21 protein-coding genes, 1 pseudogene and 1 riboswitch are annotated in these 18,919 nt (G+C 73.6%); of the genes and pseudogenes, 11 read left to right on the top strand and 11 right to left on the bottom strand.

Features of this window, described 5'->3' with window-relative positions:
- Positions 1-60: 60 nt before the first annotated feature.
- The 5 genes from ACX6XY_RS14305 (at position 61) to ACX6XY_RS14285 (ending at position 3,947) form a co-directional block, all read left to right on the top strand.
- The gene (locus ACX6XY_RS14305; protein WP_460330066.1) at positions 61-813 is read left to right on the top strand and encodes a TetR/AcrR family transcriptional regulator; all 753 of its coding nucleotides are present in this window, start codon (positions 61-63) and stop codon (positions 811-813) included.
- A 72-nt stretch (positions 814-885) separates the two neighbouring features.
- Positions 886-1,902 (top strand): DEDDh family exonuclease, encoded by a 1,017-nt coding sequence (locus ACX6XY_RS14300; RefSeq protein ID WP_460330064.1) that lies wholly within the window; start codon positions 886-888, stop codon positions 1,900-1,902.
- Between the two features lie 64 nt (positions 1,903-1,966).
- Positions 1,967-2,200 carry a hypothetical protein gene (locus ACX6XY_RS14295; protein ID WP_411058674.1) on the top strand — a complete coding sequence of 78 codons (234 nt, stop codon included), beginning with the start codon at positions 1,967-1,969 and terminating at the stop codon, positions 2,198-2,200.
- 107 nt (positions 2,201-2,307) lie between these two features.
- The gene (locus ACX6XY_RS14290) at positions 2,308-3,111 is read left to right on the top strand and encodes an SURF1 family cytochrome oxidase biogenesis protein (protein ID WP_460330061.1); all 804 of its coding nucleotides are present in this window, start codon (positions 2,308-2,310) and stop codon (positions 3,109-3,111) included.
- Between the two features lie 80 nt (positions 3,112-3,191).
- Complete coding sequence (locus ACX6XY_RS14285) at positions 3,192-3,947, top strand: SDR family oxidoreductase (protein WP_460330059.1); 756 nt, start codon at positions 3,192-3,194, stop codon at positions 3,945-3,947.
- Between the two features lie 65 nt (positions 3,948-4,012).
- Here the strand turns inward: ACX6XY_RS14285 and amaP are convergent, their stop codons facing one another.
- From amaP to ACX6XY_RS14260, 5 genes are read right to left on the bottom strand one after another with little or no spacing between them, the layout of a single operon-like run.
- Complete coding sequence (amaP, locus tag ACX6XY_RS14280) at positions 4,013-4,591, bottom strand: alkaline shock response membrane anchor protein AmaP (protein WP_460330057.1); 579 nt, start codon at positions 4,589-4,591, stop codon at positions 4,013-4,015.
- Between the two features lie 3 nt (positions 4,592-4,594).
- A complete protein-coding gene (locus ACX6XY_RS14275) occupies positions 4,595-5,269 on the bottom strand; it encodes a DUF6286 domain-containing protein (protein WP_460330055.1) in 675 nt (224 codons plus the stop codon).
- Entirely contained in the window at positions 5,266-5,616 is a 351-nt protein-coding gene (locus tag ACX6XY_RS14270; RefSeq protein WP_460330053.1) for a hypothetical protein, read from the bottom strand. Before ACX6XY_RS14270 ends, ACX6XY_RS14275 begins: the two co-directional genes overlap by 4 nt.
- Positions 5,616-5,813, bottom strand: a complete 198-nt coding sequence (locus ACX6XY_RS14265) for a hypothetical protein (RefSeq protein ID WP_460330051.1) — start codon at positions 5,811-5,813, stop codon at positions 5,616-5,618. The genes ACX6XY_RS14270 and ACX6XY_RS14265 overlap by 1 nt, the downstream gene beginning before the upstream one ends.
- 10 nt (positions 5,814-5,823) lie before the next feature.
- On the bottom strand, positions 5,824-6,321 hold the full coding sequence (locus ACX6XY_RS14260; RefSeq protein WP_460330049.1) for an Asp23/Gls24 family envelope stress response protein: 498 nt from the start codon (positions 6,319-6,321) through the stop codon (positions 5,824-5,826).
- Positions 6,322-6,418: 97 nt separating this feature from the next.
- Between ACX6XY_RS14260 and ACX6XY_RS14255 the strand changes: the two genes are divergently transcribed.
- Complete coding sequence (locus ACX6XY_RS14255; RefSeq protein ID WP_460330047.1) at positions 6,419-7,162, top strand: nucleopolyhedrovirus P10 family protein; 744 nt, start codon at positions 6,419-6,421, stop codon at positions 7,160-7,162.
- Positions 7,163-7,190: 28 nt separating this feature from the next.
- Here the strand turns inward: ACX6XY_RS14255 and ACX6XY_RS14250 are convergent, their stop codons facing one another.
- The 3 genes from ACX6XY_RS14250 to ACX6XY_RS14240 form a co-directional block, all read right to left on the bottom strand.
- On the bottom strand, positions 7,191-8,000 hold the full coding sequence (locus ACX6XY_RS14250) for an enoyl-CoA hydratase/isomerase family protein (protein WP_460330045.1): 810 nt from the start codon (positions 7,998-8,000) through the stop codon (positions 7,191-7,193).
- Positions 8,001-8,108: 108 nt separating this feature from the next.
- On the bottom strand, positions 8,109-8,330 hold the full coding sequence (locus ACX6XY_RS14245; protein ID WP_460330043.1) for a helix-turn-helix domain-containing protein: 222 nt from the start codon (positions 8,328-8,330) through the stop codon (positions 8,109-8,111).
- A 324-nt stretch (positions 8,331-8,654) separates the two neighbouring features.
- The gene (locus ACX6XY_RS14240) at positions 8,655-10,253 is read right to left on the bottom strand and encodes an ABC-F family ATP-binding cassette domain-containing protein (protein WP_460330041.1); all 1,599 of its coding nucleotides are present in this window, start codon (positions 10,251-10,253) and stop codon (positions 8,655-8,657) included.
- Between the two features lie 232 nt (positions 10,254-10,485).
- Between ACX6XY_RS14240 and ACX6XY_RS14235 the strand changes: the two genes are divergently transcribed.
- Positions 10,486-10,887, top strand: coding sequence for a VOC family protein (locus tag ACX6XY_RS14235; RefSeq protein ID WP_460330039.1), 402 nt, complete (start codon positions 10,486-10,488; stop codon positions 10,885-10,887).
- Between the two features lie 63 nt (positions 10,888-10,950).
- Here ACX6XY_RS14235 and ACX6XY_RS14230 read toward each other — a convergent pair whose 3' ends face one another.
- From ACX6XY_RS14230 to ACX6XY_RS14220, 3 genes are all read right to left on the bottom strand, one after another.
- The gene (locus ACX6XY_RS14230; protein WP_460330037.1) at positions 10,951-12,339 is read right to left on the bottom strand and encodes a hypothetical protein; all 1,389 of its coding nucleotides are present in this window, start codon (positions 12,337-12,339) and stop codon (positions 10,951-10,953) included.
- A 341-nt stretch (positions 12,340-12,680) separates the two neighbouring features.
- On the bottom strand, positions 12,681-13,808 hold the full coding sequence (locus tag ACX6XY_RS14225) for an alpha/beta hydrolase (RefSeq protein WP_460330035.1): 1,128 nt from the start codon (positions 13,806-13,808) through the stop codon (positions 12,681-12,683).
- A 189-nt stretch (positions 13,809-13,997) separates the two neighbouring features.
- Complete coding sequence (locus ACX6XY_RS14220) at positions 13,998-14,660, bottom strand: class II aldolase/adducin family protein (protein WP_460330033.1); 663 nt, start codon at positions 14,658-14,660, stop codon at positions 13,998-14,000.
- Between the two features lie 190 nt (positions 14,661-14,850).
- On the opposite strand from ACX6XY_RS14220, the gene ACX6XY_RS14215 reads away from it, so the two are divergent.
- The 4 genes and pseudogenes from ACX6XY_RS14215 to ACX6XY_RS14200 all read left to right on the top strand — a co-directional run.
- Positions 14,851-15,582 (top strand): lysozyme, encoded by a 732-nt coding sequence (locus ACX6XY_RS14215; RefSeq protein WP_460330031.1) that lies wholly within the window; start codon positions 14,851-14,853, stop codon positions 15,580-15,582.
- A gap of 143 nt (positions 15,583-15,725) precedes the next feature.
- Positions 15,726-17,045: an inorganic phosphate transporter gene (locus ACX6XY_RS14210; RefSeq protein WP_460330029.1), complete on the top strand. Its 1,320-nt coding sequence runs from the start codon at positions 15,726-15,728 to the stop codon at positions 17,043-17,045.
- Positions 17,046-17,061: 16 nt separating this feature from the next.
- Positions 17,062-17,283, top strand: coding sequence for a hypothetical protein (locus tag ACX6XY_RS14205; RefSeq protein ID WP_460330027.1), 222 nt, complete (start codon positions 17,062-17,064; stop codon positions 17,281-17,283).
- Positions 17,284-17,517: 234 nt separating this feature from the next.
- Positions 17,518-17,651, top strand: a riboswitch (cobalamin riboswitch).
- Between the two features lie 142 nt (positions 17,652-17,793).
- Positions 17,794-18,738: pseudogene (locus ACX6XY_RS14200) on the top strand (cobalamin biosynthesis protein); the annotation flags it as partial.
- Between the last annotated feature and the right edge of the window lie 181 nt (positions 18,739-18,919).

Here is an 18,919-nt window from a genome sequence, read left to right as displayed (position 1 = left end):
CTGTTACAGGCTTCTGGGTGAGGGGTAAAGAGCCGTGCGTGAAACGGAATGAGGGGACCGATGACCGGACCGATGACCGGACCGACGAGAGAGCCGACGACCGGACCGACGAAGCCGCCGGGGCCAGCGAGGGCGACGCGCGCGTCGTTGACCCGCGACGAGGTGCTCGATGCCGCCGCGGACCTGGTCAAGCAGCACGGCCCGGCCGCCCTGACCATGCGCAAGCTCGCCGCCGAGCTGGGCACCGCGGTCACCTCGATCTACTGGCACGTCGGCAACCGCGAGTCGCTCCTCGACGCGCTGGTCGCCCGCACCGTCCAGGACCTCGGCGAGATCCGTCCGAGCGGCCGCACCCCCGCCCAGCGCGTCGTGTCGGTGGCCCGCGCCCTGCGCCGCCAGCTGCGCGACCACCCGCACCTGGTCGCGATGGTCCACGAACGCGGGCTGACCGAGCGGATGTTCCAGCCCGCCGCGCAGACCCTGGTGCACGAGGTGCACGCGGCGGGACTGCGCGGCGCGCGGGCCGCTGACGTGGTACGCGCGGTGCAGTTCCAGGTCGTCGGGTTCGTCCTGGTGGAGCGCAACCGCGAGCGCGCTCCCGTGCAGCGCCCCAGCGACGAGGAGCTGTGGAGTGCCGCCAGCGCCGAGCAGGACCCGGCACTCGCGCGCGCGCTCGCCGGACCGCCCGACCCGGAGCAGCTCTTCACCGTCTCGGTTCGCGCCCTGGTGGACGGGCTGTTCGGACCACCGGGACAGTCCGGCGCGCCGGCCCCGGCGGGCGGCTCCGGCACACGCCCCGGCACCCGGCCCTAACATCCGCCCCGTCAACCCGGCCCCACCGGTCCTGGTCCGCGCTGTCAGTGACGGGTCGTATCCTCAGGGACCATGCTCGAAGACCACACGACCGCAGCCCCGTGGCCGACCGCGTATCCGAAGGGATACGCGGTCGTCGACGTGGAGACCACCGGTCTCGCCCGCGACGACCGGATAGTGTCCGCCGCCGTGTACCGGCTGGACGCGCGCGGCGACGTCGAGGACCACTGGTACACCCTGGTCAACCCGCAGCGCGATCCGGGACCCGTGTGGATTCACGGGCTGACGAGCGCCGCGCTCAAGGACGCGCCGCTGTTCGCCGAGATCGCCCAGGAGTTCTCCGAGCGGCTGGCCGACCGGGTGCTCGTCGCGCACAACGCGGTCTTCGACTGGTCGATGATCGCCCGCGAGTACGCACGCGCCGAGCGCACCGCGCCCGTGCGGCAGCGGCTGTGCACCATCGCGCTGTCCAAGGAACTGGGTCTGCCGCTGCCCAACCACAAACTGTCCTCGCTCGCCGCGCACTTCGGCGTCGAGCAACAGCACGCGCACCACGCGCTGGACGACGCGCGCGTGCTCGCCGAGGCGTTCCGCCCCAGCCTGCACGCGGCGGCGAGCACCGGGGTGCGGCTGCCGCTCCTGGAGTGCCGACCGCTCACCGAGTGGAGCCAGAGCCCCGCCACGCCGCGCATCGGCCACCAGGCCACGCACGCGTCGTACGGCCAGGGCGGTTGGCGTCCTTCGCGCAAGCGGCCGCCGTGCCCGTACCCCAACCCCGGACGGTACGAGGAGGGGAAGCCGCTCAAGCAGGGCATGCGGGTGGCGTTCTCCGGGGACACCTCGGTGGACCGCGAGCTCCTGGAGGATCGCGCGTTCGACGCCGGGCTGCATATCGCCACCAGTGTGTCGCGGCTCACCAGCCTGCTGGTGACCAACGACCCGGACGCGGGCACCTCCAAGGTCGTCAAGGCCAGGGCGTACGGCACCCCGGTCGTCGACGAGGCCGCGTTCGGGCAGCTGCTGCGGGACGTGGCCCCCGCCGAAGGAGCGGCTCGGGGCGCGACCGAAAGCACATCGCCAAACGGGTGATTAGCCGGACCCCGCCCCGCATGCCGCACGCACGCGGGCGCGCCCGCGTCCCACCCTGTGGCGCATGGCACGTTGTGAAGTCTGCGGAAACGACTACGGCATGTCCTTCGAGGTGCACGCGCAGGGCGCGGTGCACGTCTTCGACTGCTTCGCCTGCGCCATCCACCGCATGGCGCCCCTGTGCGAGCACTGCCGGGTACAAGTGATCGGGCAGGGCGTCGAGGTCGAGGGGCACTGGTACTGCGGGGCGCACTGCGCACGCGCGGAGGGGCGGGTGGGGATCGTCGACAAGGTGTGAGCCCGCCCACCCCGCACGGTCCTCGCGCAGTCCCCGCCGGTGCGGAATCCGCCCCCTGACGGGACCCCTCCCGCCGGGGGGCGGTCGCCTGCGGGTAACGTCGAGGCGTGTACCGCTTCCTGTTGTCCCGGCAGTGGGTGCTTCTCACCCTCCTCGCCCTCGTCCTCATCCCTGTGATGGTCGAACTGGGCTTCTGGCAGCTGCACCGCCACCAGCACCGCGTCGCGCAGAACGCCCTGATCGCCAAGAACCTCGACGCGGCGCCGGTGCCCGTCACCGAGCTCACCTCGACGGGACACACGGTGCCCCGCTCCGACTACTGGCGCCGGGTGACCGCGACCGGGACGTTCGACACCGCGCGCGAGGTCGTCGTCCGCAACCGCACCAACGCCGACGACCGGGTCGGCTTTCACGTCCTGACGCCGCTGGTACTCGACAGCGGCACCGTGCTGCTCGTCAACCGCGGCTGGGTGCCACGGGGCGCCAGCCTGCGCGACTTCCCCGAGGTACCGGCTCCCCCGGCGGGCGAGGTCACCGTCACCGGCCGCCTGATGGCCGACCAGACCACGGACGCCAGCGGTATCCGGGACCTCAAGGGGCTGCCGCCCCGGCAGACCATGCTGATCAGCAGCGAGCAGCAGGCCGAGGCCCTCGGCCAGCGGGTGCTCGGCGGCTACGTGGAGCTGATCGCCCCCCGCCCCGATGACGGCGGCCCCGAGCCGGTAGGCGCCCCGGACAAGGGCTCCATCGGCCCGCACATGGCCTACGCCGTCCAGTGGTGGCTGTTCGCCGCCGCGGTCCCGGTCGGCTGGGTGATCCTGGTACGCCGCGAGCTGAAGGAACGCGGGCAGCGGTCGGAAGGCGACGCCGAAGAGGCGGAGCAGCCGAATTCCGCCGCCGCGCAGCCGTAGCCCCGCGGCTCTCAGCCCTGCGGCTCTCAGCCCCGCGGCTCTCTCGCCTCCGGACCGTGTGACACGGCAGGATGGGGGCCATGGATCTTGGACTGAAGGACCGTGTCTACGTCGTCACCGGCGCCACCCGTGGCCTCGGGCACGCGGCGGCCCGCGAACTGGTCGCGGACGGCGCGCGGGTCGTGGTCAGCGGCCGGGACGCGACGACGGTCGCCGAGGCCGCCGACGCGCTCGGCCCGAACGCACTGGGCGTCGCCGCGGACAACGCCGACCCGGACACCGCCGACCGCCTGATCGGGGCCGCGCGTGAGCGCTACGGCCGCGTCGACGGCGTACTGATCAGCGTCGGCGGCCCGGCCCCCGGCTTCGCCGCCGACAACACCGACGCACAGTGGCAGGCGGCCTTCGACTCGGTGTTCCTCGGCGCCGTACGCCTGGCCCGCGCGGCCGCGGCGGAGCTGGGCGACGGCGGGGTCATCGGTTTCGTGCTCTCCGGCTCGGTGCACGAGCCGATCACGGGCCTGACCATCTCGAACGGTCTGCGCCCCGGACTCGCGGGCTTCGCCAAGTCTCTCTCGGTCGAGCTCGGGCCGCGCGGCATCCGCGTGGTGGGGCTGCTCCCCGGCCGGATCAGCACCGACCGGATGCGGCAGCTCGACGGCCTGTCCCCCGACCCGGAGGCCACCCGCGCGGCCAACGAGGCGCGGGTGCCGCTGCGGCGGTACGGCACGCCGGAGGAGTTCGGGCGCGCGGCGGCGTTCGTCCTCTCGCCCGCGGCCTCGTATCTGACCGGTGTGATGCTCCCGGTGGACGGCGGCGCACGGCACGGCTTCTAGGGCCTGTCCGGTTCTACGGTCTGCCCGGTTCTACGGTCTGCCCGGTTCTACGGTCTGTCCGCGGATCAGGTCACGCGCCGCGCGCGGTGGCTGGCCGCGCGCATACGGACCTCGGCCGGAAGCCGGGCGAGGCCCGCCGAATCGCGGGCCCGCCCCACCGCGTCGGCGGACAGCCGACGCAGCGCGTCCGCGGGTTCCGCGTGCGCCTCCAGCAGGAGGTGAACCCGAGCCTCGGGCGCGCGGCGCGTACCGGTGAGCGTGACCTGTGCCCGCTGTACGCCGTCCAGCGCCTCGGCCTCGTCCGTCATCACCCGTTCCAGCGCCCGCCCGCGCAGCAGCGCGACCTGCCCGTCACCGCTGTCGACCACCACATCGGCGAGCCGGGCACGGCGGGCCTGAGCCAGCAGCCACCACAGCATGAGCAGCACCAGCACCGCGAGCACCAGGAAGACCACGGGCCACCACCAGCCGTCGTCCCGCCACCGCGCGCGGTCCGCGTCGCTCAGCAGCACGTCGCCGCGCCCGTCGTACAGCCACCAGGACGGGACCGGCGCCCCGAGTCCGGCGGCGAGCACGGAGCCGCCCAGCACCAGCAGCGCCAGGCCCACCAGACCGAGCAGGACGCGGTTGACGGTCCGCAGCATCGTTCAGCCCTTCTTCCGGGGCAGCCGGGACACCCGCACCGAGAGCGCCGGGCGGCGTACCAGGCCGAGCCCGTGGACGCCCTCGCTGAGGGTGGCGTCCAGGTCGGCGCGTACCTCGTCGAGCGGCCGGAAGTGGGACACGGCGCGCACGTCGACCCTGGTGCGGGTGACCCGCACCCGCACCGACCGCACCCCGGACACCTCCATGGCCCGGTCGCGCAGCACCAGCGCGGCGGCGTCCCGGTCCAGCCAGGCCCGTACGCCGGGGTCGTCGGGTTCGCGCAACGTCAGCAGGGAGCGCTGTCCGGGCGTGGCCGCGAGCACGAGCAGCCACGCGCCCACGGCGACCGCGGCGCCCGCACCGGCCAGCACCCAGGGGTCGTCAAGCGGCCGCTCGGCGAGTTCCGTGGCCAGGGTGCGCCGCCAGCGCATGGCCGGGCGGTCGGCGCGGACCGCCGCGAGGTCGTACAGCAGGAGTCCGGCCGCGCCGAGTGCCAGCAGCGCCACCAGCGCCGCGGGGACGCGGCGCGCGGACCAGAAGCGGCCGCCGCCGTGCGGGGCGCCGTCGCGGTCACCGTCGCCGCCGTCACCGCCGTCGAGTACGGGCGGGTGCGACGCCGCGGAGGCGGACTGGCCGCGTCCCGCGTCGCCGTCCCGTCCCTTCTCCGTCGCGTTCATCGTGTCCTTCCCTGTGCCGCCGCACGGGTCGCCGCCGAGTGCAGACGCTCGACCTGGACCACGACCTCGGGCACGTCCATGTCCGCCAGCGTCTTCACCCGCTCGGCGACCTGACGGCGTACCGCGCCGCACTGGCCGCCGATATCGCTGGGAAAGTCGAGTTCCAGGCTGATCCGCACCCGTGCGCTGCCGTGCTGGACGACGACCGTGGCGTGCGGCGGGTCGGCGCCGTCGGGCACGCCGTGGCGCAGCGCCTCGCGTGCCGCGCGCGCGGCGATCTTCGCGACGACCCGGTCGGCGATACGGGTCGCCCCGCGCTCGCCCGGTGCGACCCGCGCAGCCGCCACTACCGCCGCCGGTCGCCGCGGGCGTCGCCGCGGCCGCGGAACAGGTCGCCCGCCTCCAGGTCTCCGTCCGCATACCGGCCGACCAGGAAGCCCAGCGCACCAAGCGCCGCGACCAGCAGAAACGCGCCGAATCCGCCGAAGTACGCGGCGAAGCCGAGCCCCATGCCGGCCAGCAGGCCGACCACCGCCATGCTCATCCCGAGCTCCTCACTGGAGTCGTGGTTCCGGCTCGTCCTCGTCCTCTTCGGGCAGCTTGACGTCGCCGACGGCGATGTTGACCTCGACGACCTCGAGTCCCGTCATGCGCTCCACGGCGGCGACGACGTTCTCCCGTACGGCCCGTGCCACATCGGTGATCGAGACGCCGTAGTCCACGACGATCTCCAGGTCGAGCGCGGTCTGCACCTCGCCCACCTCGGCCTTCACCCCGCGCGACACGGATTTGGTGCCGCCGGGTACGCGGTCGCGTACGGCGCCGAAGGTACGGGAGATTCCGCTGCCCATCGCGTGTACGCCGACCACGTCGCGTGCCGCGAGCCCGGCGATCTTCTCCACCACGCCGTCGGCGATGGTGGTACGGCCCCGAGTCGCGGGGTCGCCCCCGCCGCGCTTGGTCGGCCCGGTCCGTTCTGTGCGTTCGGTGCCGGGACCTGGCAGTTCCGTCTCCCCGGTGTCCGGCGTGCTGCGCTCCACGGTGTCGCCCATCGCGTTCATCCCCATCCGTACGGGTACGGTCGGCTCCTTGCGCCCACACTAAGTGTGCTTGCCCCATGGCGCTCAGGGGATGCGGCAGGCTGGGGAAATGACGGCTGACCGGTGGACCCAGGCGGTACGTGACCAACTCGGCCTCGGGCGGCTGCTGCCGCTCGGGGGCGAACGGGACGGCGCCTGGATCGCGGAGCGCGCGGCGGCGGGCGTCCTGCGGGACGCGGCGTCGGGGGTCGCCGGGGTCCGGGTGTACGCGCTCCGGATCGGCCTGGCCGATCCGGGCGCCGCCGCGCCGGAGCCCGTCGTTCCGCCGCCGCCGAGCGCGCTGGCTCCCGGACCGCTGCGGATCGAGGCCGAGGTCGCGGCCGCCGCGGCGGAGCCGCTGCCCGTGGCGGCGGACCGGCTGCGTACGGCACTGGCCCAGGCGGCGAACGCACGGCTCGGACTGCTGACCGAGTCGGTGGACCTGCGCGTGACAGGGCTGCTTGAGACCACCCCGGCTGGGACACCCGCCGCCCCGGAAGGCGCGGGCGGCCAAACCCGCGCCGCGGCCTGCGCCACCCCGGAAGGCGCGGGTGATGAGGTCCGGGTGGGGGCTGTGGTCGCGTCGGTGTCCGGGGTGTCCCGGCTCGCTGGGGCGGGGCGGGGGGTGCGGATCTCCGCGTGTGCCGCGCTGGGGGTGTCGGTGCCCGGACGCCATGTCCGTGTCGAGGTGGCCGTGTACGCGGATCACCGGGCGCTTGACGTGGCCCTCGCGGTGCGCCGGGCGGTGGCGCACGCGCTCGCCGACCGCCCGACGGTGGCCGTCCTGGTCACAGCGGTCGACCGCCCGCGCTGACCAGGACGGCCCTGCCCCGGTGGGGCCCTCAGTCGCCGAGGCCCGCCAGGTCGCGCAGGCGGCGGGCCTGGGCCGCTCGCTCGGCGACGCGCTGGTCCTCGTAGGAGCGCACGGCCGCGCCCTGGAGCAGGGTCTTCGTCTCGATCACCGCGTCCCGAGGCGCGGCGAGCAGCGCGGCCGTCAGGTCGCGCACCGAGGCGTCCAGGTCGGCGCCCGGCACCACGAGGTTGGCCAGGCCGGTGCGCTCCGCCTCGGCCGCGTGCACGAAGCGGCCGGTGGCGCAGATCTCCAGGGCCCTGGCGTAGCCGACCAGGCTCACCAGGGGGTGCGTACCGGTGAGGTCGGGGACCAGGCCGAGGCTGGTCTCGCGCATCGCGAACTGCGCGTCGTCGGCGACCACGCGCAGATCGCAGGCGAGCGCGAGCTGGAAGCCCGCGCCGATGGCGTGCCCCTGCACCGCGGCGATGGAGATCAGGTCGCCGCGCCGCCACCAGGTGAAGGCCTCCTGGTACTCGGCGATGACCGCGTCCAGGTCGGCGTCGCTGCCGCGCGCCATGTCGACGAAGGACGGCTCGCCGTCGAAGCCCTCGGGCGTGAACGCCTGTCGGTCGAGCCCCGCGGAGAACGACTTGCCCTCGCCGCGCAGCACCACGACGCGCACGCTGCCCGGCAGCGACCTGCCCGCCTCGGTCAACGCCCGCCAGAGAGCGGGACTCTGGGCGTTGCGCTTGGCGGGGTTGGCCAGGGTCACCGTGGCGACCGCATCGTCGACGGTGAGCCGTACGCCGTCCTTGTCGAGTACGGGTACCGCTACGCGGCCGGGGTCGAGCGAAGCCATGGTGCGCCTCCGATGGGACTGCAGCGACAGTTAAGTGACTGCACAGTAACCACCCGGTCGATCACCCGACCGGCCGGGTGGCCACCACCGGAGACAGTGCGCCCGCCGTCAGGCCGAGGCGGCCTTCTTGCCCCGCGTCGCACCGCCGCGGCCGCGCAGCTGGATCCCGGATTCGGTGAGCATCCGGTGCACGAATCCGTAGGAGCGGCCGGTTTCCTCGGCCAACGCCCGGATGCTCGCACCGGCGTCGTACTTTTTCTTCAGGTCTGCCGCGAGCTTTTCGCGCGCGGCGCCGGTCACCCGGCTGCCCTTCTTCAGAGTCTCGGCCACCCGTGCCTCCTCATGGGAAGTGCGCTCTGGACTTCTCATGATCACCCCTCTCGGGCTTCCTGGCCACCCATTCGACAAGGTCCGTGTGACAAGGTTCGCCGCCAGCGGACGTCCCGGTACGCGGCCGGCGGCGGCCTCCGCTCGCGTCGGCGGCCGCCGCTGACCGGGGTGTGTGGACGAACGACCTGGTCAGCGATGGGGCGGCGGCGGTCGGCCGCACGCGGGATGTACACCGGTGTGCGCGCTGTCCGACACACCGCGGTACGAGGCGCGCTCACTCAGATGATGGATCACCCATAGGCCGAATGATCCATACGGCGTTGATCACGCGAGGGCGACGAGGTCCGCGTAGTCGGCGCCCCACAGGTCCTCGACGCCGTCCGGCAGCAGGATGATCCGCTCCGGCTGCAGCGCCTCGACCGCGCCCTCGTCGTGGGTCACGAGGACGACCGCGCCCTTGTACGTGCGCAGCGCGCCGAGGATCTCCTCGCGGCTGGCCGGGTCGAGGTTGTTGGTGGGCTCGTCGAGCAGCAGCACGTTGGCCGAGGAGACGACCAGGGTCGCCAGCGCGAGCCGGGTCTTCTCGCCGCCGGAGAGCACTCCCGCGGGCTTGTCGACGTCGTCCCCGGAGAACAGGAAGGAGCCGAGCGTCTTACGGACCTCGACGAGGTCGAGGTCGGGGGCGGCCGAGCGCATGTTCTCCAGGACCGTGCGGTCCGGGTCGAGCGTCTCGTGCTCCTGCGCGTAGTAGCCGAGCTTGAGGCCGTGACCCGGCGTCACCGTGCCGGTGTCGGGCTGCTCGACGCCGCCGAGCAGCCGCAGCAGGGTGGTCTTGCCCGCGCCGTTCAGGCCGAGGATGACCACCCGCGAGCCCTTGTCGATGGCGAGGTCGACGTCCGTGAAGATCTCCAGCGAGCCGTACGACTTGGACAGGCCCTCGGCGGTGAGCGGGGTCTTGCCGCAGGGCGCGGGCTCGGGGAAGCGGAGCTTGGCGACCTTGTCGGCCTGCCGGACTTCCTCAAGACCGGCGAGCAGCCGCTCGGCGCGGCGGGCCATGTTCTGCGCGGCGACCGTCTTGGTGGCCTTGGCGCGCATCTTGTCCGCCTGGGAGTTCAGCGCCGAGGCCTTCTTCTCGGCGTTCTGCCGCTCGCGCTTGCGGCGCTTCTCGTCCGCCTCGCGCTGCTGCTGGTAGAGCTTCCAGCCCATGTTGTAGACGTCGATGACGGAGCGGTTGGCGTCCAGGTAGAAGACCTTGTTGACGACCGTCTCGACCAGTTCGACGTCGTGGGAGATCACGATGAAGCCGCCGTGGAAGTTCTTCAGGTAGTCGCGCAGCCAGACGATCGAGTCGGCGTCGAGGTGGTTCGTGGGCTCGTCGAGCAGCATGATGTCCGCGTCCGAGAACAGGATGCGGGCCAGCTCGACACGGCGGCGCTGACCGCCGGAGAGGGTGTGCAGCGGCTGGCCGAGCACCCGGTCGGGGAGCTTCAGGGCGGCCGCGATGGTGGCCGCCTCGGCCTCGGCCGCGTACCCGCCCTTGGTGAGGAACTCGGTCTCCAGGCGCTCGTAGCGCTTCATCGCCTTCTCGCGGGTGGCGCCCTTGCCGTTCGCCATCCGGTCTTCGTTCTCGCGCATCTTGCGCAGCAGGTCGTCGAGGCCGCGGGCGGACAGGACGCGGTCGCGGGCGAGCACGTCGAGATCGCCGGTGCGCGGGTCCTGGGGCAGGTAGCCGACGTCGCCGGCGCGGCTGATGGCGCCTCCGGCGGGGGCGCCCTCACCGGCCAGGCACTTGGTGAGGGTGGTCTTGCCGGCGCCGTTGCGGCCGACGAGTCCGATGCGGTCGCCCTTGGCGACGCGGAAGGAGGCGTTGTCGATAAGGACGCGGGCGCCGGCGCGCAGCTCGATGCCGGTTGCGGTGATCACGGACAGACTCCAGGGCGGGATGTGAGGACGACGGACAGCGACGGGCGGGTGGTCAGCGCCGTCTAATGCGCGAGGAGAATGGCCATACGGCCGATTCTACCGGGCGGTCGCAACCCCTTTTCCCGGCGGGCGTCGGGCGTCGGACGGGCGTTGTCAGACCCGGATGCCAGACTGTGGAGCAGGTCACATTCCGCGCCGGATCCGGCGTTGAGTCCGAGGAGGAGTGATCGTCATGGCACAGTCGCCGACCATCAGCCCGACGCTGCTGTACGAGGACGCCAAGGCCGCGATCCGCCAGCTCACCGAGGCCTTCGGCTTCACCGAGACCGCCGTGTACGAGAGCGAGGACGGCTTCGTCGAGCACGCCGAACTCTCGTATGGGAACGGCGTGGTGATGCTGGGCTCGAAGGGGCGCGAGGGAGTGTTCGCCAAGGCGATGGCGGACGCGGGCACGACGGGCGTCTTCGTCCATGTGGACGATGTGGACGCGCACCACAAGCAGGCCGTGGAGCACGGCGTGGAGATCCTGATGCCCCCGACGGACCAGGACTACGGCTCGCGGGACTATATGGCCCGAGACGCCGAGGGCAATGTGTGGAGCTTCGGGACGTACACGCCGCTGCCGGGTTCCTAGCCGACGCCTGAGCGGGCCGGGGCTCCTCAGGCGTCGGCGTCGGCGTCCGGGGTTCTGACGGGGTCAGGCGCCGCCGGTGTGCACCTGGAACGCGGCCCGGCGTACGGCCTTGGCGAGTGCCGGGTCGGGGTGCGCGGCGGCCAGGGCGACCAGGACCTGCACGGTGCGGGGGTGGCCGACGGCCCGTACCTCCTGCAGCAGCGCGGGCACGGTGGGCTGCACCGCCGACTCCAGGTGCCGTACCAGCAGCGCCGACTCGCCGTGGTCGGCCACGGCCGCGGCGGTGTCGACCCAGAGCCAGGTGGCCTCGTCGCGGGTGAGGACCGCGTGGACGTCCTCGGGGTCGGCGCCCTCGTGCTCGGCGAGCCACATCAGGGCGTAGGGGCGCAGCGACGCCTCCTGCGCCACGGCCCGGACCTCGGGCTCGGCGGGGGCGCCGACGACGCGCAGGGCTTCAAAGGCCAGTCCGCGCAGCAGGGCGTCGTCGCCGCGTGCGGTGTCCAGGAGTTCGGCGACGGCGGTGCTGGCGGGGCGGGCGGCGAGCCAGGCGCGGTACTCGGCGCGGGCGGCGTTGGGGCGCAGGCGGGCGCAGCCGCGGAGCATGGCGTCGGCGGACTGCTCGATGTTCCCGGCGGGGCTCTGGGCGGCGACGATGATCTGCTCGAGTTTGACCCAGGCGGCCCAGCTGCCGAGCGGGGTGAGGGTCGCCTGGCCCGGACTCAGGGTGAGCGCTCCGACGGCGGCGAGCGCGCCCAGGGCCCAGTCGAGGAGCGGGGGCAGCTGGGCCGGGGGGCGGGGCGCGGGGTCGGGCCGCGGCCCGTCGGGGATCTCGCAGCGCTCCTCACGGAGTTCGGTGGCGCGCTGCTCAAGGAGGTCCAGGAGCTGGGGCACCGGCACCGGGCCTGCGGAGAGCTGGAGGAAGGAGAGCAACTGGGGTACGGCTTCGACGGCTTCGGCGACGGCGGCGGGGTCGAGTCCGGCGGGCGCGGGGTGCACCAGCGACCAGGCGTCGAACAGCGCGACCCAGCCGCGCAGTACGGCGGAGTCGTCGCGGTCCCAGGCGCGCAGCCGCCAGCCGGGGCGTGCGGTGCTGCCGTGCACTTCGATCAGGCCCGCCAGCCGGGCGGTGTCCCAGTCGGTGCGCACCTGTGCGGGGGGCAGGTCCAGGTCGGCGGCGGCCTGCGCGGCGGCCGTGTCAGACAGGGCGCCGCCGTCGAGTGGGCGCACCGAGCTGCCGTGCTGGCGCGCCGCGTCGGCCCAGCGGGCGATCGCGACGGCCGGGGCGAGCCCGGCGCGGGCCATGCCCGCGAGCACCGCGGGCGCCGGTGTGCCCTCGGGCGGGCGTGGCGCGGGCCGTCGGGACGGGCGCTCGGACACGGCCTCGGGGGCGGTGGCGAGCATGCGGGGGCCGACGAGTCGGAGCCTGGAGTCGCGCGGGGTACGGGACGTCACGGGAGCAGTCTTGCCGCTGATGGCGGGAAAGCCCAAACGGAATCCCGGTACCGGGTTCCGGCGCGGGCCCGTGCTGCCCGCCCCGCGGCGGACTAGGTCCTGTCGTCAAACTCCCGTCGTCGCCCGGAGGGCGGCCGCGCGCCCGCTGCGAAGCAGCTGATGTCACCGAGGTGCGTGCTCTCGGCGTGCCGGGCGCAGGCCCTCGTACTGGACGTACTTGGGCTTGTGCCCGGTGCGGCGAGAGTGCGTGCATGGCGTCGCGGGGCAGACGGGAGTTTGACGACAGGGCCTAGCGCCTGCGTCGGCGGGCGTCCGCATCCGCGGGCGTCGACATCAGGTGTCTACATCAAGGGGGTGAGGAAGCGGCGGAGGGCTTCCTCGTACGGGGCGGGCGCGGCGTTCCAGCAGGCGCCGTGCGGGGCGTCGTGGACGGGGTGGAGGGTGATCAGGTCCGGGCGGCGGGCGGCCAGCGTCCGGGAGGGGCCCCAGGGGGCCAGGGCGTCGTCCGGCCCGTGGAAGAGGAGGACCGGGACCCTCAGCGCGGCGGGGTCGGCGATGTGGGTGAGCCGGTCGCCGCGCAGCCCGGTGCGGCCCTGGGCCGCGCGTACGGCGAGCGGGAGCACCGCGGCCGGGGTGCCGTGGGCGCGGGCGAGCGCGCTGAGGGTCGTCTCCCAGTCGAGCACCGGGGAGTCCAGGACGAGGCCGCTGATCCGGTCGCGCAGCGCGGACTCGGCGGCGGCGTGCAGGGCCATCGCGGCGCCGGTGGACCAGCCGTACAGGACGACGCGTTCGGCGCCGTAGCGCACGGCGTAGCGGATGGCGGCGTCCAGGTCGCGCCACTCGGTCTCGCCGAGGTGCCCGAGCCCGTCCGGCGAGCGCGGGGCGCCGAGGTCGCCGCGGTAGGCGAGGTCGAGCACCGGGAACCGCAGACGGTGCAGGAGGTCCATGACGACCATCGGGTGCTCGCGGGTGGTGCCGAGCCCGTGGACCGCGATGACCCAGGTGTCGCGGGCGGCCGGGACGAACCAGGCGGGCAGCCCGCCGAGTTCGCCGGGGACGTCGATGTCGGCGTGGTCCAGGCCGAGCGCGGTGCGCGGGTTGCCGACGTGCACCTGTGGGGTGAGCCAGGCCGTCGCTCCGGCCTCCAGGGTTCCGTGGGTGACCCGTTCCAGGCGGCGCACCACGGTGTCCGCGGGGCCGGGCACGTCGTCGAGCACGGGGCCGACCACCGCGTGGCAGCCGTCGCCGCTCAGCCCGTAGACGCCGGGGCGCAGGGTGGCCAGGGTGCGGGTGAGGGTGACCCGGTCGTGGTCCGTGGCGTGCACGGTGAGTGCGGGCTCGGTGGGCAGTGGACGTCCGGGGGGCGTCTTCAGGGCGGTGTCGCTGGCGTACCGGCCGACCGCGACCAGGGCCGCGCCGACGCCTAGCACGGTGGAGACGGCCGCGGCCGTGGCTTTAGCAGGGCGCACGGCTCCAGTGTCGGGGCCGGGGCGCGTACCGGCCAGCGGACCGTGGCGTTCAGGGACACCGGTCCGGGACACCGGTCCGGGACACCGGTCCGGGGCACTGGTCCGGGGCGCTGGTCCGGGGCGCTGGTCCGGGGAGGGACACCGGTTTGGGGGACGCGAGGGGGACACTGGTCCGGGGGACGCGCTGGCTCAGGGGCGCTGGCCGTAGTTCTTCAGTCGTCGTTCCACGTCCCGGAGCTGCTCCGGGGTGAGGGTCGTCGGGGTACGGCCCGGAATCGACGTGGCGGTGAGCCAGAGGCGGCAGAGCCACTCCAGGTGGGCGGTCCGCTCGTAGGCCTGGTCGAGGGTGCTTCCGTAGGCGACCGTGCCGTGGTTCTGGAGGAGGCATCCGGTACGACCGCGCAGCGCGAGCAGCATGCTCTCGGCCAGTTCGGGCGTCCCGTACAGGGCGTACGGGGCGACCCGGACCGGGCCGCCGAGCGCCATGGTCATGTAGTGGATCGGCGGCAGTTCGTCGACCAGCGTGGAGACGGCCGTGGCGTGCACCGCGTGGGTGTGCACGACGGCGCCCGCGGGGGCGGCGCGGTAGACGGCGAGGTGCAGCGGCAGTTCGCTGGTCGGGGTGAGGGTGCCGATGACCCGCTTCCCGTCCAGGTCGACCCCCACCGCGTCGTCCGGCGTCAGCCGGTCGTACGGCACCCCGCTCGGAGTGACCAGCACGACGTCACCGGCCCGGACCGACACATTGCCCGATGTACCGACGACCAGGCCTTCCGCCGCTGTTCTGCGAGCCGTGGCCACCAGCTCCGCCCAGGCCCGCTCCAGGGCCGCGTCCGATGTTCGACCGTCCATGGGGCGATCCTGTCAGGCCAGCGGGCGGTCCTGTCAGGCGCGCGGTCGTACGGCGATCGAGTGGTCGCACTGCCGTGCGGAGTCCCGCCGCCCGTAAGGGCCTATAGAGGAATACGCGGGCGTGTGCCCAGGGTCAGCCGGAGATCGCCGGGCATAGTGGCGCTCCCCGCTAGCCTCAGGATGATCTGTCGTGCACCTCACTCCCACCCTCGCCCTCACCCGTGCCGTCGGCGCGTCGGCGGTGGCGCTCGCCCTCGTGAGCGCCGCTGTCACCACCCCTTCCAGTGCCGCGTCCAAGCCCAGGGGGCATGACGTCTCCTCGCACCAGAAGGACGTCGACTGGGCGAAGGCGAGGAGCGACGGCGCCCAGTTCGTCTATGTGAAGGCGACCGAGTCGCACACGTACCGGAACCCGTACTTCCGCCAGCAGTACGACGGCTCGCGCCAGCACGGCCTGATCCGCGGCGCGTACCACTTCGCCCTGCCGCACAAGTCGTCCGGCCGGAAGCAGGCCGCGTACTTCGTACGCAACGGCGGCCGGTGGCGGGCCGACGGCTGGACGCTGCCCCCGGCGCTGGACATCGAGTACAACCCGTACGGCGAGAACCAGTGCTACGGCCTGAGCAAGACCCGGATGACCGACTGGATCAGCTCCTTCAGCGCCGAGGTGGAGCGGCTCACCAGCCGCCGCCCGGTGATCTACACCAACGCGCGCTGGTGGCGGACCTGCACCGGCGACAGCGGCGCCTTCGCGGCGCGACACGCTCTGTGGCTGGCCCGCTACGACTCGTCTCCGGGCCCGCTGCCCGGCGGGTGGTCGTATCCGACCTTCTGGCAGTACAGCGACCGGGGGGAACTGCCGGGTGACCAGAATCTCTTCAACGGCTCCGCGGCCCAGCTGAGGCGCTTCGCACGGGGCTGAACCCGCCCCGGAGGCCGCCTCGGCGCAAGCGGAACGGCGGCGACCCGGTGGGGTAAACCGCGATGCCCGCCTCAGTTCATCTTCCGTTCACTCAGGTTGCCTACGTTCTACGGGCCACTGACATCAAACGATTGCCTGGGTAAATGGAACACATCACGCTGCTGCTCGCGATCGTGATCGTGACAGCCCTCGTGTTCGATTTCACGAACGGTTTCCACGACACCGCCAACGCGATGGCGACGACCATCTCGACCGGCGCGATGAAGCCCAAAGCAGCGGTGGCCATGTCCGCCGTGCTGAACCTGGTCGGAGCGTTCCTGTCCGTGGAGGTCGCCAAGACGATCTCCAAGGGGCTGGTGCAGGAAGACGGCATCCAACCCGAGGTGATCCTCGCGGCGCTCGTCGGCGCCATCCTCTGGAACCTGCTGACCTGGCTGATCGGGCTCCCCTCCAGCTCCTCGCACGCCCTCATGGGCGGCCTGATCGGCGCCACCATCGCGTCGATCGGCGTCAGCGGTGTCAATGGCGGAGTCGTCGTCACCAAGGTGCTGATCCCGGCGATCGCCGCCCCGCTGGTCGCGGGCATCGCCGCGATGATCGGCGCCCGGCTGACGTACAAGCTGGGCAAGAACGTCGACGAGAAGACCTCCGCGAGGGGCTACCGCGGCGGTCAGATCGCCTCCGCGGGCCTGGTCTCGCTGGCGCACGGCACCAACGACGCGCAGAAGACGATGGGCATCATCACCCTGGCGCTGGTCGCGGGCGGCGCTCTCGCGCCCGGCTCCAACCCGCCGGTGTGGGTCATCGTCTCGGCCGGACTGGCGATCGCGCTCGGCACCTACCTGGGCGGCTGGCGCATCATCCGCACCATGGGCAAGGGCCTCACCGACCTCCAGCCGCAGCAGGGCTTCGCCGCCCAGACCAGCGCGGCCGCGGTCATCCTGTCCTCGTCGAACCTCGGCTTCTCGCTGTCGACCACGCACTCCTGCTCCGGCGCGGTGATGGGCGCGGGCCTCGGCCGCAAGGGCGGCGTGGTCCGCTGGTCCACCGCGACCCGGATGTTCGTCGCCTGGGGCCTGACCCTCCCGGCCGCCGGTCTCGTGGCCGCGCTGGCGGAGTTCGTGGCCCGGCAGGGCGACTGGGGCGTCACCGTCGTCGTCGTCTTCCTGATCGGCTCCTGCCTCGCGATCTGGTTGGTCTCCCGCCGCCAGGTCGTCGACCACACCAACGTCAACGACGTCGACGAGGCCGAAGGGGCCGCCCCCGCCGCCTCCGTGTCCGCCTCGGGCGAGGCCGAGCCCGCGGGCGTCATGACCAACGCGATCGCCGCGGTCATCCCGCCGCCGACCGCCGCGGCCGAAGCGGCGGAGGCCGCCGACCTGACGGCCGGCGAGCCCCTGACCCCCCTCCCGGCCCAGGCCGTCCCGTCGGCGGACACCGCCGAGCGGCCCGCCCGAGTCTGACTAAGGACACCGCAGTATGCACATCGACTGGCAAGCCCTCGGCTCCGTCTTCGGCGTCAGCCTCGTCGCGACCGTCGCCCTGGTGGCCCTGTTCACCCTGGGCATGATCGGCCTGTCCAAGCAGCAGGAAGCCGCCGACCAGGGCGGTTCCGCGGTCCTGGCGCGCACCGGCGCGTACGCCTGCTTCGCGCTGTGCACCGCGGCCGTGGCGTTCGGCATCTTTATGATCGTCTCCTGACGCGGCGGGCCCGCCGCCCGCCGCCCCGCAGGGGCGACGCATCTTCGCGTGCGGCGTCCGGCGACCTCACCAGGGTCGCCGGACGCCGCTTCCGTGCGCCCGCGCACCCGGTGAGCGGTCCGGGCACTCGCCGCCCACGTGGCCCTCGTAACACTGTCCCCGTGCAGGTCAACGGCGAGTTGACGGGCGTTCGGGGGCCGTGGTGGACTGCCGGAGCCATATACGGCGGCAGGAGAGGAAGCCGGTGCGAATCCGGCGCGGTCCCGCCACTGTCACCGGGGAGCTCTCCCCCAACACCGGAAGTCACGGTCCGCGTCCGCGGACTGGAAGGCCGGGGGAGCTGCGCGTATCCGGGAGCCAGGAGACTCACGTCGCCGTTTCCGTCAAACCAGGGCGCGGACCCTGAGTGAGGACAAAGCGCGATGCCGGGCTGCCCGTCACCAGTTCTGCCGAGTACAGAAGTTCTGTTGAGCACAGAGGTCCTTCGAGGCGTATCGGTCGGCTGACCCCGTGCGTGCCGATCGTGTTCTCGCGTACGGCGCCACCGCCGGCCTGGTCGGCGACCTGCTGCTCGGCGATCCGCGCCGCGGCCATCCGGTCGCCGCGTTCGGCCGTGCGGCGGGCTCCGTCGAGCGTCTGCTGTGGCGTGACCACCGCGGCTGGGGCGCCCTGCACACCGCCGTGTGCGCCGGTGGCGCCGTGGGCGCCGCCGCGCTGGCTTCGCGCACCCTGCGCCGCTCCCCCGCCGCGTCCGTCGCGCTGACCGCGGCCACCACCTGGGCCGTGCTCGGCGGCGCCTCGCTGGGCCGCGAGGCGCGGGCCGTCGCCGCCGCCCTTGAGGCCGGGGACCTCGACGCCGCCCGGAAGCGGCTGCCGCACCTGTGCGGGCGTGACCCACAGGCCCTGGACGGCCCCGGCATCGCGCGGGCCGTCGTCGAGTCGGTCGCCGAGAACACCTCGGACGCCGTGGTGGGCGCGCTGGTGTGGGGCGCCGTCGGCGGGGTGCCCGGCCTGGTCGGGTTCCGGGCCGTGAACACACTGGACGCGATGGTGGGCCACCGGTCGGCGAAGTACCGGCGGTACGGGTGGGCTTCGGCCCGGCTCGACGATGTCGCGGGCTGGCCGGGGGCCCGGCTGACCGCGGCGCTCGGGGTCGTGGCGGGCGGCGACCCGCGCGGCGCGCTGCGCGCCTGGCGCGCCGACGCCGCGAAGCACCCGAGCCCCAACGCGGGCCCGGTGGAGTCCTCCTTCGCCGGGGCGCTGGGCGTACGGCTCGGCGGGACCCTGTCGTACGGCGGACGGGTCGAGCACCGGCCGGTGCTGAACTCCGGGGGCCGGGCCGTCGAGGCCGCGGACATCGAACGGGCGGTGCGCCTGTCGCGCCGCGTCAGCGCCCTGGCCCTGGCCGTGTGCGTCACCGGACGCCTCGGCGCGGCGGCCCTGCGCCGCGGCGGCCCGCGCCCCGACCGCCCGCGGGTCGAACGTCTGCCGGTCGGCCGCCTGCCGGTCGGCCGCCTGCCGGTCGGCCGCCCACAGAGCGCCGGTATACGGCTCAGCGGCACCGGGACCGGGACCAGGACCAGGACCGACGGCACACGGCGAGCCGGAGGGGCGCCGCTCGGTGACGCGCGGGCCG

This window comes from Streptomyces sp. O3 (genome assembly GCF_054788135.1).
Note: the sequence above shows the minus strand (reverse complement) of the source record. Positions and strands in the feature narration are given on the sequence as shown.

Excerpts from the sequence above, each read along its gene's own strand:
- ACX6XY_RS14305 (WP_460330066.1), top strand. The coding sequence starts at position 61 with ATGACCGGACCGATGACCGGACCGACGAGAGAGCCGACGACCGGACCG.
- ACX6XY_RS14300 (WP_460330064.1), top strand. The coding sequence starts at position 886 with ATGCTCGAAGACCACACGACCGCAGCCCCGTGGCCGACCGCGTATCCG.
- ACX6XY_RS14295 (WP_411058674.1), top strand. The coding sequence starts at position 1,967 with ATGGCACGTTGTGAAGTCTGCGGAAACGACTACGGCATGTCCTTCGAG.
- ACX6XY_RS14285 (WP_460330059.1), top strand. The coding sequence starts at position 3,192 with ATGGATCTTGGACTGAAGGACCGTGTCTACGTCGTCACCGGCGCCACC.
- amaP (WP_460330057.1), bottom strand. The coding sequence starts at position 4,591 with ATGCTGCGGACCGTCAACCGCGTCCTGCTCGGTCTGGTGGGCCTGGCG.
- ACX6XY_RS14275 (WP_460330055.1), bottom strand. The coding sequence starts at position 5,269 with ATGAACGCGACGGAGAAGGGACGGGACGGCGACGCGGGACGCGGCCAG.
- ACX6XY_RS14265 (WP_460330051.1), bottom strand. The coding sequence starts at position 5,813 with ATGAGCATGGCGGTGGTCGGCCTGCTGGCCGGCATGGGGCTCGGCTTC.
- ACX6XY_RS14260 (WP_460330049.1), bottom strand. The coding sequence starts at position 6,321 with ATGGGCGACACCGTGGAGCGCAGCACGCCGGACACCGGGGAGACGGAA.
- ACX6XY_RS14255 (WP_460330047.1), top strand. The coding sequence starts at position 6,419 with ATGACGGCTGACCGGTGGACCCAGGCGGTACGTGACCAACTCGGCCTC.
- ACX6XY_RS14250 (WP_460330045.1), bottom strand. The coding sequence starts at position 8,000 with ATGGCTTCGCTCGACCCCGGCCGCGTAGCGGTACCCGTACTCGACAAG.
- ACX6XY_RS14235 (WP_460330039.1), top strand. The coding sequence starts at position 10,486 with ATGGCACAGTCGCCGACCATCAGCCCGACGCTGCTGTACGAGGACGCC.
- ACX6XY_RS14220 (WP_460330033.1), bottom strand. The coding sequence starts at position 14,660 with ATGGACGGTCGAACATCGGACGCGGCCCTGGAGCGGGCCTGGGCGGAG.
- ACX6XY_RS14210 (WP_460330029.1), top strand. The coding sequence starts at position 15,726 with ATGGAACACATCACGCTGCTGCTCGCGATCGTGATCGTGACAGCCCTC.
- ACX6XY_RS14205 (WP_460330027.1), top strand. The coding sequence starts at position 17,062 with ATGCACATCGACTGGCAAGCCCTCGGCTCCGTCTTCGGCGTCAGCCTC.